This is a genomic window from Pseudoxanthomonas suwonensis, from assembly GCF_000972865.1.
In the GTDB taxonomy this organism is placed as follows: Bacteria; Pseudomonadota; Gammaproteobacteria; order Xanthomonadales; family Xanthomonadaceae; genus Pseudoxanthomonas; species Pseudoxanthomonas suwonensis_B.
The window spans coordinates 3,540,466-3,553,232 of sequence record NZ_CP011144.1 but is presented as its reverse complement, the minus strand read 5'-3'; the positions used below and the strand labels follow the sequence as shown (position 1 = coordinate 3,553,232).

At 72.0% G+C, this 12,767-nt stretch carries 8 protein-coding genes and 1 pseudogene; 1 reads left to right on the top strand and 8 read right to left on the bottom strand.

Annotated features, from left to right (window positions below; all coding sequences use genetic code 11):
* Positions 1–648: 648 nt before the first annotated feature.
* The 5 genes and pseudogenes from mtnA to ligA form a co-directional block, all read right to left on the bottom strand.
* On the bottom strand, positions 649–1,704 hold the full coding sequence (mtnA, locus tag WQ53_RS14675; protein ID WP_052633446.1) for an S-methyl-5-thioribose-1-phosphate isomerase: 1,056 nt from the start codon (positions 1,702–1,704) through the stop codon (positions 649–651).
* Between the two features lie 305 nt (positions 1,705–2,009).
* Positions 2,010–2,678, bottom strand: a complete 669-nt coding sequence (locus WQ53_RS14670; RefSeq protein WP_144409340.1) for a DUF3011 domain-containing protein — start codon at positions 2,676–2,678, stop codon at positions 2,010–2,012.
* Positions 2,679–2,806: 128 nt separating this feature from the next.
* Positions 2,807–3,799, bottom strand: coding sequence for an EF-P lysine aminoacylase EpmA (gene epmA, locus WQ53_RS14665; protein ID WP_052633444.1), 993 nt, complete (start codon positions 3,797–3,799; stop codon positions 2,807–2,809).
* 189 nt (positions 3,800–3,988) lie between these two features.
* Positions 3,989–4,243, bottom strand: a pseudogene (locus WQ53_RS17155) (endonuclease domain-containing protein); the annotation flags it as partial.
* A 4-nt stretch (positions 4,244–4,247) separates the two neighbouring features.
* Positions 4,248–6,596: an NAD-dependent DNA ligase LigA gene (gene ligA / locus WQ53_RS14660; RefSeq protein WP_052633443.1), complete on the bottom strand. Its 2,349-nt coding sequence runs from the start codon at positions 6,594–6,596 to the stop codon at positions 4,248–4,250.
* A gap of 135 nt (positions 6,597–6,731) precedes the next feature.
* On the opposite strand from ligA, the gene WQ53_RS14655 reads away from it, so the two are divergent.
* The gene (locus tag WQ53_RS14655; protein ID WP_052633442.1) at positions 6,732–7,862 is read left to right on the top strand and encodes a pyridoxal phosphate-dependent aminotransferase; all 1,131 of its coding nucleotides are present in this window, start codon (positions 6,732–6,734) and stop codon (positions 7,860–7,862) included.
* Here WQ53_RS14655 and fosX read toward each other — a convergent pair.
* The 3 genes from fosX to smc form a co-directional block, all read right to left on the bottom strand.
* Positions 7,817–8,248, bottom strand: a complete 432-nt coding sequence (gene fosX, locus WQ53_RS14650; protein WP_162488671.1) for a FosX/FosE/FosI family fosfomycin resistance hydrolase — start codon at positions 8,246–8,248, stop codon at positions 7,817–7,819. The two genes, WQ53_RS14655 and fosX, sit on opposite strands and share 46 nt — an antisense overlap.
* 25 nt (positions 8,249–8,273) lie before the next feature.
* Positions 8,274–9,026: a cell division protein ZipA gene (gene zipA, locus WQ53_RS14645; protein WP_052633440.1), complete on the bottom strand. Its 753-nt coding sequence runs from the start codon at positions 9,024–9,026 to the stop codon at positions 8,274–8,276.
* An 86-nt stretch (positions 9,027–9,112) separates the two neighbouring features.
* Positions 9,113–12,616 carry a chromosome segregation protein SMC gene (gene smc / locus WQ53_RS14640; protein ID WP_052634115.1) on the bottom strand — a complete coding sequence of 1,168 codons (3,504 nt, stop codon included), beginning with the start codon at positions 12,614–12,616 and terminating at the stop codon, positions 9,113–9,115.
* Positions 12,617–12,767 lie beyond the last annotated feature (151 nt).

The window sequence follows — 12,767 nt, the reverse complement described above, 5'->3', positions numbered from 1 at the left end:
AAGGGCGTCGGCTTCGGTGTGGGGCCGTCGCTACGGCCCTGGAGCAAAAAGCACTGGCTTTAGCCGGGGCCGCCGTCCGATCGTTCCGGGTTTCCTGCAGGAGCACAGCTTGCTGGCGACACGGGCGTCGGAACCATGAGGGCATCGCCTGTGCCGAGGTCGTCGGGTCGCCGGCTGAACCCGGCTCCTACAACAGCCAAGGCGCGGCCGCTCTTCTGTAGGAGCTGACTTCAGTCGGCGACACGGGCGTCGGAATCACGAGGGCGTCGCCTGTGCCGACGGCGTCGCGTCGCGGGCAAGCCCGGCTCCTACAGAACAGCGCAACGACGGCTGTTGCTTCTGGACGCCGGAACGGAGCCACGACCTCGACGTTCCCGAAGACGTGGCAGTGCGGGTGTGTTGCGGCAGCGGCCAGGGATGGCCGCGTCGGCGAGTCGGCACACGGATGTGCCGTCGAGCCGACCGCAACACACCCGCACTGCCGCGGCTCAGCCCGAAGCCGCGCCACGATGCGTCCCGGCAGCCGAAGTCGATGAACGCGCCGCCGCGCGCTGCGGCAATGACACCCTTGCGGTTGCGGTTGCCATCGCGGCCCATTCCTCTCAAACAGGCCAAGAACCGCAAGCGTGCTCGATCGCCTCCGCCCCCTTATCCGAACAGCGCCCGCATCTTCGCCGCGTCCGGCCGCTCGACCACGCCCTTCTCGGTGACGATCGCGTCGATCAGATCCGCCGGGGTCACGTCGAACACCGGATTCCAGGCACCGATGCCCTCGGCCACCGTGCGCACGCCACCGACCCCGTGCAGCTCGCCCGGGTCGCGCTGCTCGATCTCGATGGCGCCGCCGTCGGGCGTGTCCAGGTCCACGGTTGAGGACGGCGCCACGACCATGAACTTCACCCCGTGGTGGCGGGCGGCAATGGCCAGCTGGTAGGTGCCGATCTTGTTGGCGGTGTCGCCGTTGGCGCAGATCCGGTCGGCGCCCACCACCACCCACTGCACCGACCCGGTCTTCATCAGGTGCGCGGCGGCCGAGTCGGCGATGAGCGTGGCCTCGATCCCGTCCTGCTGCAGCTCCCACACCGTCAGGCGCGCGCCCTGCAGCCACGGCCGGGTCTCGCCGGCGAACACGCGGCCGATGCGGCCCTCGGCCACGCCGGCGCGGATCACGCCCAGCGCGGTGCCGAAGCCGGCAGTGGCCAGCGAGCCGGTGTTGCAGTGGGTCAGCACGCCGCTGCCCGGCGCGACCAGCGCCGCGCCCAGCGCGCCCATGTGGCGGTTGGCGGCCAGGTCCTCGTCGGCGATCGCCTGCGCCTCGCGTTCGAGTGCCTGCCGCCAGTCCGCGCCCACGCCGTCCAGCGCGCGGCGCATCCGCGCCAGCGCCCAGGCCAGGTTGACCGCGGTCGGCCGCGCGGCGTTGAGCCGCTGCAGCGCCGGTTCGAGCCTGCTCAGCGCTTCGGCGCCGTCGTCGGCCTCCACCGCGCGGCCGGCCAGCACCACCCCCCAGGCCGCGGCGATTCCGATCGCCGGCGCGCCGCGCACGGCCAGATCGCGGATCGCCTGGGCGACCTCGTCGCTGTCGCGGCAGGCCACGTGCTCGACCGCGAACGGCAGCTTGCGCTGGTCCAGCAGTTCCAGCGCCTCGCCGGTCCAGAGGATCGGGCGGATGTGGTCGTAGCGGTCGAAGTCGAGGGCGGTTTCCATACGTGCATTGTAGCCGGCATGCGTACTGGCCCCGTTTCATGTGCAGGAGCCGGGCTTGCCCGCGACGCGACGCCGTCGGCACAGGCGACGCCTTCGTGATCCCGACGCCCGCGTCGCCGACTGAAGTCGGCTCCTACAGAGAGCGGCCGCGCCGTGGCTGTTGTAGGAGCCGGGTTCAGCCGGCGACGCGACGACCTCGGCCCAAGCGACGCCCCCATGATTCCGACGCCCGGGTCGCCGGCAAGCAGGGCTCCTGCAACACGCGTGACGCAGAATGCCAAGGGACATCGCCGTGGCGCCCCCTCCTACTCCACCCCGAACTGCGCCCGGCAGCCCTTGTCGACCCAGACCCTCTCGGCCCCCCATCCCCAGCTCACGCCTTCCTCGCACGGCATGCCCGACAGCTGGTGCAGCAGGACCACGCCGTGCTCGACGGTGGTGCCGCAGTCGCGCCGCACCCGGTCCTTGGACTCGCAGGTCAGCAGCCGCTGGCCCGGTGGGAAGCCGCCGTCGCGGTCGCCTATCTCGAATTCGCCCTTGCAGCCGCGCGACACCCAGACCTCGTTGCGACCCACGCCCCAGCTCTCGTCGCGGCGGCAGGGCAGTACCGAGGACTGGCGCAGCAGGCGCACCGGCGCGCCGCGCAGGCTGACCGCGCAGCTGCGGGTGCGGCCGCTGCTGGACTCGCAGCGGATCACCCGACGGGCCACGGTCGCCCCGGCATCGCGCGCACGGAACTCGGCGCGGCAGCCGCGCGCCACCCACACGCCGTGCGTGTCCAGACCCCAGTCCACCTCGCGGATGCAGGCGCTCCCGGACAGCTGGCGGACCAGGTCCACGCCATTGCCGGTGTCCATCGGACAGTGCACGCGGCGCAGCTCCTCCGACTCGCAGCGCACCACCTTGCCGCTGGCCGCCGACGCCGGCCCGGCCCAGGACAGCGCGGCGACACACACGCAAGCCGCCAGGCCCATGCCCCTGCGCCAACCGGCGAACGCTCCTCGGCCCTGCTCCGCTTCCATCCGCACCGCCCCCTCCGAGTGGTCCTTGTCCGACCGGATTGTGTCCCCGCCGCCGGAAAATCCGGTGAATGCCCGCTGCCTCAGGCGCAGCCGAAATCGAAGGCCAGCACGTCGGCGATCCGGTCGGTTCCGGCCAGGGCCATCAGCAGGCGCTCCACGCCCAGGGCCACGCCGGCGCAGTCGGGCAGGCCCGACTGCAACGCCGCGAGCAGGCGCTCGTCGAGCGGCGGCTGCACGGCGCCGCGGCCGGCGCGTACCTGGCCGTCGCGCAGGAAGCGCCGGCGCTGTTCGTGGGCGTCGGTCAGCTCGTGGTAGCCGTTGGCCAGTTCGAACGCGCCCAGGTACAGCTCGAAGCGTTCGGCCACCGGCGGGGCGCCGCCGGCCTGCGCAGGCTCGCGGATCTTCGCCAGCGCGCACTGCGTGGCCGGCCAGTCGTGGACGACGGTGATCCGGTCGGCCGGGAAATGCGGCTGGACGAGGTGGGTCATCAGCAGGTCCAGCCAGTCGTCGCGCGACAGCCCGTCGCCGTCGATGCCGATGCCGGCCAGCGGCTGCCGCAGCTGCGCATCATCGGCGGCGAACGGATCGACGCCGGCCGCGTGCAGGAACAGTTCGCGGTAGGTCGTCGACACCACGTCGGCGCGGCGCCCAGCCAGGGCCAGGGCGTCCTGCACCAGCGCCACGGTCTCGTCGGCCAGGCGAAGGTGGTCCCAGCCGACCCGGTACCACTCGAGCATGGTGAACTCGGGATTGTGGCGGCCACCGGCCTCGCCGTTGCGGAACACCCGGCCCAGTTCGTAGCAGTCGCCGATGCCGGCCGCGAGCAGGCGCTTGAGCGGGTATTCGGGCGAGGTGCGCAGCCAGCGCTCGGGCGCGCCGGCGTCGCGGTGGCCGCTGAAGCGGGTGGTGAAGCTGTCGATGTTGGGCTCGGTGTTGCCGGCTTCCGACAGCACGGGCGTTTCCACTTCCAGCACGCCGCGTTCGGCGAAGAAGGTGCGGATGAGGGTGTAGAGGCGGGCGCGGAGGCGGAGGGCTTCGATATCGGCGGTGGGGGGCCAGGAGCTCCCCCTCACCCCAGCCCTCTCCCCCGCAAGCGGGGGAGAGGGGGCAGAACCCCGGCTCTCCTGTTTGGCTTGCATAGCCTGCGTCTGGCTCCCTCTCCCCCCCTTGCGGGGGAGAGGGCTGGGGTGAGGGGGCGCTTTTTGCAGTGCCTGCCAGATCGCGTCGACCACCTCGTCCGTACGCACCAGCACCTCATCGTTCCAGAAGCGCACGACCCGCCAACCCGCGTCCTGCAATCGCCGCGTACGCTCTTCATCGGCGGACTGCTGCTCCAGATGCTGCCCACCTTCCAGCTCGACCGCCAGCAACTGCTCCACGCAGGCAAAGTCGAGGATGAACCCTTCAGCCCGGTGCTGCCGACGGAACTTAGCTCCCAACTGGTGGTTGCGCAGCCTCGCCCACAACCGGGCCTCGGCATCGGTGGATTCCTGGCGCAAGCGTCGTGCGTGGTCCATCGCCTCACTCGTGTTGCTTGAGGAACGCCAGCAGGCGCACTTCGTCCCAGACCTCGACGCCCAGCTCCTCGGCTTTCGTCAGCTTGGAACCCGCCTCCGCACCCGCGACCACGAAGCTGGTCTTCTTGGAAACGCTGCCAGCGGCCTTCGCGCCCAGCGCTTCCAGCCTTTCCTTAGCCTGGTCGCGGCCCATCGATTCCAGTGTGCCGGTCAGCACCACCGTCTTGCCCTCCAAGGGACCGGCAGCCTGTTCGGCGCGCGCCGGCAACATCCCGCGCAGGCGTTCCTGCGCCCGGGCGCTGCGTAGCAGCAGGTCGGCGTTGGCATCGATTTCCAGCCAGGCGGCCAGCGCACTGGCGGTCTCGGCCGGCAGGCCGGCGGTCACCAGGTTGTGCACCGGCGCGTCCAGCAAGGCCTGGGCGTCGGCGAAGGCCGCACCCAGCTGCGCGGCGCGCACCGGCGTGACCTTGGGGATCTCCAGGTCGACCAGCAGCGTGGCCAGGTCCAGTCCCTCGCCGAGCCTCGGATCCGGCGGGTGGCCATCGTCGATGCGCACCCCGCGCTCGAGCAGCCGGTCGATCACCTGCTGGTTGCCCGGCTGGTCGAGGAAATGGCCGATCGCCCGCGCCACCTCGCCACCGATGTCGGGCACGCGCTTGAACAGCGGCCACGGCAGGCGACGGACCAGGTCCAGGTCGCCGAACCACTGCGCCAGCGCCTTGGCCGTGCTCTCGCCCACGTGCTGGATGCCCAGCGCGTTGAGGAACCGGGCCAGGGTGGTGCCGCGGCTGCGGTCGATCGCCTCGAGCAGGTTCTCGGCCCACTTGGTCGCGACCTTGCCGGCCTTGACCGTCTCCGGCGTGGTGTCGTCGCGCTCGTCGGCACGGCGCTTCATCTCCAGCAGGTCGTCCAGGGTCAGCCGGTACAGGTCGGACACGTCGCGCAGGTAGCCGAACTCGGCCAGCGACTCGATATAGCGCTCGCCCAGGCCGTCGATGTCCATCGCCCGGCGCGAGGCGAAGTGGAACAGCGACTGCACCAGCTGCGCCGGGCAGCTCAGTTCGCCCGAGCAGCGCCATGCCGCCGCGCCCTCCTCGCGCACCACCTCCGAGCCGCACACCGGGCAGGTCGTGGGCATCGTCCACGGCGCCGCGTCCGGCGGGCGCCGGTCGGCCACCACCTGCACCACTTCCGGGATCACGTCGCCGGCGCGGCGCACGATCACCGTGTCGCCGTTGCGCACGTCCAGCCGGGCGACGTGGTCGGCGTTGTGCAGGGTGGCGCGGGTCACGGTGACCCCGCCCACCTGCACCGGCTGCATCAGCGCCCAGGGCGTGACCGCGCCGGTGCGGCCGACGTTGACCTCGATCGACTCGACCACGGTGGTCTGCTCCTGGGCCGGGAACTTGTGCGCCAGGGCCCAGCGAGGCGCGCGCGAGACGAAGCCCATCTCGCGCTGGCCGGCGTAGTCGTCGAGCTTGTAGACCACCCCGTCGATGTCGAACGGCAGGCCGTCGCGGGCCTCGCCGATGCCGCGGTAGTAGCCGAGCAGGCCGTCGACCCCGTGCACCACCGCGTCCAGGTCGCTGACCGGGAAGCCCCACTCGCGCAGTTTCGCCAGCGTCGCCGAGTGCGTGCCCGGCAGCACCCCGCCCTCGACCAGGCCGACGCCGTAGGCGTAGAAGCTCAGCGGCCGTTGCGCGGTCAGCTTCGGATCGATCTGGCGCAGCGAGCCGGCCGCACCGTTGCGCGGATTGGCCAGCACCTTGCCGCCGAGCAGGCGCGCCTGCTCGTTCCAGCGCTCGAAGTCGGCGCGGGCCATGTAGACCTCGCCGCGCACTTCCAGCACCTTCGGCCAGCCGCTGCCGTGCAGCTGCTGCGGGATGACGGAAATCGTACGCAGGTTGGCGGTGACGTCCTCGCCGGTGGCACCGTCGCCGCGGGTGGCGCCCTGCACGAACGCACCGTCCTGGTAGCGCAGGCTGATCGCCAGGCCATCGAGCTTGGGCTCGGCGGAGAACACCAGGTCTTCGCGGTCCAGCCGCTCGCGGATGCGGCGCACGAAGTCGGCCACCTCGCCGTCCTCGAACGCATTGCCCAGCGACAGCATCGGCACCGCGTGCACCACCGGGGCGAAGCGACCCGTCGGCACCGCGCCGACCCGCCGGGTCGGTGAATCGGCCGCGACCAACTCCGGATGCGCGGCCTCCAGCGCCTCCAGCTCGCGCACCAGCGCGTCGTACTCGGCGTCGGTGATGTCCGGCGCGTCGAGCTCGTGGTAGCGGCGGTTGGCGTCTTCGATGCGGCGCCGGAGATCGGCGGCACGTTCGGCGGGAGCCGGTGCGGAAGTCATGCGGAAGCGGCTGCGTGCGGGAACGCGATCTTACCCGCCGCGGCGTGATGTCCGACAGGCGTCGCTGCCGCCTTGCCGCCGCGCCCGGGTCGGCGCTAGCTTGGCGCTGCTCCCTTCCCTGCCGGTTCCGCCCGCATGTCCGTCGCCGTCTCCCGTCGCAGCTTCCTCCGCGGTTCCGGCCTGGCTGCGGCCGGCGCCCTGCTCCCGTCCGCCGGCACTGCCGCGGCCGCGGCACGGCCCGCCCCCGCGCCGGCCGCACCGGTGATGCTCAACTTCAACGAATGCCCGCTCGGCCCCTCGCCCGCCGCGCAGGAAGCGGTGCGCGCGATCCTGCCATCCAGTGGCCGCTACCAGTTCGGCCTGCGCGGCGAGCTGGCCGCCGAGTTCGCCGCACAGAACGCGCTGCCGGTGGACCATGTCGCCGTCCATGCCGGCTCCAGCGACCCGCTGGACCGCGCCGCGCTGGCTTTCACCTCGCCGCGGCGCGCGGTGGTGGTCCCCGATCCGACCTTCGATGCGGTGGCCGACACCGCCGCCGCCCATGGTGCGCCGGTGCACCGCATACCGCTGCGCGCCGACGGCAGCCACGACGTGCGGGCGATGGCCGCCGCCGATCCGCAGGCCGGGCTGCTCTACGTCTGCAACCCCAACAATCCGACCGGCTCGGTCACCGCCCACGGCGACATAGCGTGGCTGCTGGCGAACAAGCCGGCCGGCAGCGTGCTGCTGGTGGACGAGGCCTACATCCACTACGCCGACGCGCCGTCGATGCTCGACCAGGTGCGTGCCGGCGGCGAGCTGGTCGTGCTGCGCACCTTCTCCAAGCTTTACGGCATGGCCGGGCTGCGCCTGGGCCTGGCGCTCGGGCGGCCGGACCTGCTGGCCAGGCTCGCGGCCTTCGGCAGCAATCCGCTGCCGGTGACCGCGCTGGCGGCCGGCCTGGCCAGCCTGCGCGAACCGGCGCTGGTGCCGGCGCGCAAGCGCGAGAACGCCGCGGTCCGCGACGAGACCATCGCCTGGCTCGCCGCGCGCGGCTACCCCTGCCTGCCCTCGCAGGCCAACTGCTTCATGGTCGACGTGCGCGGCGACGGTGCCGCGTTCGCCCGGGCGCTGGCCGCCGAGGGCGTGGTGGTCGGCCGCAGCTGGCCGGTATGGCCGCAGCGGGTGCGGGTGACGGTGGGCACGCGCGAGGAAATGGCGCGATTCCGCGACGCCTTCGCTCAGGTGGCGGCCGCGGGCGCGACGGTCGCATCGGCCGCGGCATAGGCGGCGAGCCGGCGCTCCAGCGTGCCGGCGTGCAGCTCGAACAGGTGGTTGTCGTGGTCACGGAAGTACAGCGACTCGCCCTCGCCGTCGATCCGTCCGCGCCCCGGCAGGACCTCCACGCCCAGCGCCTGCAGCCGCTGCCGGTACCCCGGCAGGTCGCATGCGTCGACGGCCAGGGCCAGGTGCCGGTAGGAACGCTCGGCCTGCGGCCCGCCTTCCATCGCCACCAGCCACAGGTCGCCGAGCAGGAAGAACTTCTCGCGCGAGAGCGAATGCTCGCGGCCGGCGCTGTCGTAGACCTCGCGCGCGCCCAGCCCTTCGCGCAGCAGCCGCGCCGTGCGCTCCAGGTCGGCGACCACGAAGGTCGCGTGGCTGATGCCGCGCACCGTCACCGGCGCGTCACCGCCGCGTTCACCAGCGTGGCGCCTTGGTCAGAGGCGGCGCCTCGTGCTGGCGGTCGTAGGCACGCAGTTCGTCGCGGATGTGGGCGATGCGCTGGCGGCCCAGGGCGTTGCGGCTGTCGTCCAGGACCACGCCGTCGAGCAGTTCGGCCAGGCGCTGCACGGTCGGCAGCATCTTCTCCCAGGCATCCAGCGCCGGCACCGGCGCCGGCAGGGTCAGGAAGAAGGCGATCGCCGGGGTCTCAAGCTCGCGGATGTGGGCCATGTCGAAGCTGCCGGGCTTGATGATGCTGGCCATGCTGAACACCGGGCCGCGCTCCGGGTGTCCTTCCAGCAGGCGGTGGAACACGTTCATGTGGCCGAAGACCATGCCGGTCTTCTCGGCGGCGACGACGATGTCCTCGCCGCGCAGCACGCTGCCGGCGCGCGCGGCCACGTAGAGCGAGACGATCTTGTCGAAGTCCTGGCTCTCGCGGCGGCCCAGGTGGCTCGACGCCGGCGCCGCCCCGGCGCCCAGGCCCAGTTCCGGCTGGCTGACCTCTTCGCCGCTGTAGTCGCCATCGTCGCCGTCGGCCGGCGGCGCCTGGTCCAGCGACGGCTCCTGCCGCGCGCGGCCGTACTCGGAGGTCATCGCCGGCGACTGGCGGGATTCGCGGCGCGTTCCCTGCTGCTCCTTGCGCGGCCGTCCGAAGAACCAGATCGCCACCAGCAGGAGCAGGCCGACGATCAGGATGCCGATGCGCAGCAGGTCTTTGTCGGACATGGAACGCGTCTCCGCCGGGGGTCAGGGATGCTGCAAGCATGTCACGAGGAGCGGCCGCGGAAAAACCCCGCGCCCGTCCCCGGCACTCACGCCGCGCCGGCCAGGCGCGCCGCCTCCTCCAGGTCCACGCTGACCAGGCGCGACACGCCCGGCTCGCGCATGGTCACGCCGGAAAGCTGGTGCGCGGCCTCCATCGTCGCCTTGTTGTGGCTGACGAACAGGAACTGCACCTTCTCGCTCATCTCCTTGACCATGCCGGTGAAGCGGCCGACGTTGGCCTCGTCCAGCGGCGCGTCGACCTCGTCGAGCAGGCAGAACGGCGCCGGGTTGAGCTGGAAGATGGCGAACACCAGCGCCACCGCGGTCATCGCCTTCTCGCCGCCGGACAGCAGCGAGATGTTGGACACGCGCTTGCCCGGCGGCCGGGCCATGATCGCCACGCCGGTGTCGAGCAGGTCCTCGCCGGTCAGCTCCAGGTAGGCATGGCCGCCGCCGAACAGGCGCGGATACAGCTGCTGGATGCCGGAATTGACCCGGTCGAAGGTGTCCTTGAAGCGGCCGCGGGTCTCGCGGTCGATCTTGCGGATCGCCTCTTCCAGGGTCTCCAGCGCGGTGGTCAGGTCGGTGTTCTGCGCGTCCAGGTAGGTCTTGCGCTGCTCGGCCTCGCCGCATTCGTGGATCGCGGCCAGGTTGACCGGCTCCAACCGGCGCATGCGCGCGTCGATCTGGCCCACCGCCTGCTCCCACTGCGCCGGATCGGCGACCTCGGGCAGGGTGTTGACCACGTCCTCCAGCACCAGCCCTTCGCCGGTGACGGCCTGCACGATCTGCTCGGCCTTCAGCGCCAGTGCCTGCTGCTCCAGGCGGCGCTGGCCGATGCGCTCGCGCTGGGCCAGCGACTGCTCGTCGCGCTGCTGGCGCGCCTGCTCGAAGCCGCGCAGCTCGTGGTCGATGCCTTCCAGCACCGAACGCGCCTCGCCCAGCACGCGGTCGGCGCGCACGCGCTCGGCCAGCGCGGTCTGGTGTTCGGTCTCCAGCGCCTGCACCGGCGAGTCGCCGGTGCTCAGCTGTGCGCTCAGTTCGCCCAGGCGCGAGTCCAGCTGCCCGCGCTGGCCGTCCATGCGCTGCAGCGCCTGGGTCAGCGAGGCGATCTGGGTGCGCTGCGATTCCAGCCCCAGCGCCAGTGCGTGGGTGGCGTCGCGACTGGCGCGGGCGGCGTCGCGGGCCAGGTCGCGGGCCTCGGTGCGCTGGCGGCGTTCGGCCTCCAGCGCCTGCCGCGCCGACTCGAGGTCGCCCATGCGCACCACCGCGTCCTCCAGCCGTGAACGCGCCTCGCGCGCCTGTTCGCGGCTGCCGTCCAGGATCTGGACCAGCTGCGCCAGTTCGTTCTCGATCCGCTCGATGCGCTGGCGCGCGGTGTCCATGCGGCCCTGCTGGCTCTGCAGCTGGCCGGCCAGCTCGGAGACGCTGCGGTGGGCCATGTACAGCTGGCGCTGCGCGTCCTCGCGCTGCTGCTCGGCCGCCAGCAGCTGGTCGCGCAGGCTGGCCAGGCGATGGTCCAGCTCGGCCTCGCGCTGCTGCAGTTCCTCGATGCCGGCGCGCAGCGACTGGATCTCGCGCTCGCGCAGCAGCGCGCCCTGCTTGGCCGCGCCGGAACGCGAGACGCGCACCCAGCCCTCGCCCAGCCGCTCGCCGCCGCGGGTGATGATCGAATCGCCCTCGCCCAGCTGCGGCAACAGGCGCCGGGCCTCGGCCAGGTCCTCGGCCGCGTGCAGGCGCGCGAGCAGGCGGCGCAACGCCAGCGGACCGCGCACCTTGGCCGCCAGCGAGGTCGGCGCGAACGATGCGTCGCCGGCCTGGTCGGCGACCAGCGCGATGCGGCCCTCGCCCAGGTCGGCCAGAGCTTCCACCAGCTGCTCCGGTGCATCGACCAGCACGCCCTCGATCAATTGCCCCAGCGCGCCCTCGACCGCGTTCTCCCAGCCCTCTTCGACCGTGAGCCGCTCGCCCACGCGCGCGGCCGAATCCAGCCCGCGCGCCTTCAGCCAGGCCACCGCCGCGCCCTGCTCCTGGCCGAGCGCGGCCTGCTGCAGGGTTTCCAGCGAGGACAGGCGGCCGCGCGCGGCCTGGGCCTGCTTGCGCACCTCGGCCAGTTCGGACTGCGCGCCGCGCTGCTGTTCCTGCAGCGCCGACACCGCCTGCTTGCGCGCGTCGAGCTGCTCGTTGAGGCCGTCCAGCGCGGCCTTCTGGGTCTCGTGCTGGACCTGCGCCTGCTCGAAGGCCTCGGCCAGCGCCTCCAGGTCCAGGCCGCTGCGCTCGGCGGCCAGCGCCTCGCGCCGGCGGTCGGCTTCCAGCGACTGCCGGTCGAGGTAGTCCACGCGGGTGCGCTCGACCTCACCGGCGCGCGCCGCCTCGGCCGCCTCGCGGCCATGGGTCTCCCAGCGCTGCTGCCAGTCGGCCAGTGCGGCCTCGGCTTCGCGCAGCGCCTCCTGCTTGAACACATCGTCCTCGCGCAGCTGCTCCACCCGCGGCTCGGCCTCCTCGACCGCCGCGCGCAGCACTTCCAGCTTCTGCCGGTCGTCGCCGATGTGCTGGTCCAGTTCGGCCAGCGCGGTGGCGGCCTCGTCGCGTGCCTGGTTCAGGCGGCTGGCCAGTTCGCGCTGGTGCTGGATCTGCTGCTCGATGCGGGCCAGCACGCCGCCGACCTGGTAGACCTCGGCCTGCGCCTTGTTCAGCGCCTCGGCCGCTTCCTCGCGGCGCACGCGGCCGGTCTCGATCTCGCGCTCGGCCTCGCGCTGGCCGGCGATGATCTGCTCGAGCTTGGTCTCCTCCTGCGCCAGCCGCTCGCGCAGGCCCTGCAGCTGCACGTCCAGTGCGCGGAACTGCAGCGCCTTCCACTCGGCGTCCTTGACCTTGCGCTCGGCCTGCAGCGCCTGGTACTGCTCGGCCTGGCGGGCCTGGCGGCGCAGGTGATCGAGCTGCTTGTCGACCTCCTCGCGCAGGTCGTTGAGCCGGTCCAGGTTCTCGCGGGTGTGGCGGATGCGGGTCTCGGTCTCCTTGCGCCGTTCCTTGTACTTGGAGATGCCGGCGGCCTCCTCCAGGTACACGCGCAGGTCCTCCGGCCGGGCCTCGATGATCTGGCTGATCATGCCCTGCTCGATGATCGAGTAGCTGCGCGGGCCCAGGCCGGTGCCCAGGAACAGGTCGGTGATGTCGCGGCGGCGGCACTTGGTGCCGTTGAGGTAGTACTGGCTCTGGCCGTCGCGGCTGACCGTGCGCTTGACCGAGATCTCGTTGAACGCGGCGTACTCGCCGGCGATGGCGTGGTCGGAGTTGTCGAAGATCAGCTCGACCGTGGCCTGGCTGACCGGCTTGCGCGCGGCCGAGCCGGAGAAGATCACGTCGGTCAGCGAATCGCCGCGCAGGCGGCTGGCCGAGCTTTCGCCCATCACCCAGCGCACCGCGTCGATGATGTTGGACTTGCCGCAACCGTTCGGCCCGACCACGCCGGTCATGTTGGTCGGCAGGTGCAGCGTGGTGGGATCGACGAAGGACTTGAATCCGGACAGCTTGATCGTGGACAGGCGCATGCGGCGGTCGATTCCCCGGGTGTCGCGGCGCAATGCGCCACCGGAATGAAGTGGTTTATTCGAAATTCGCCGCAAGTGATTGATTCACAAGCAAGGCGAAGTCCGTCATTGGAGTTCGGACCGTGCAGTATAGCCGGCCGGATGCGGGTCT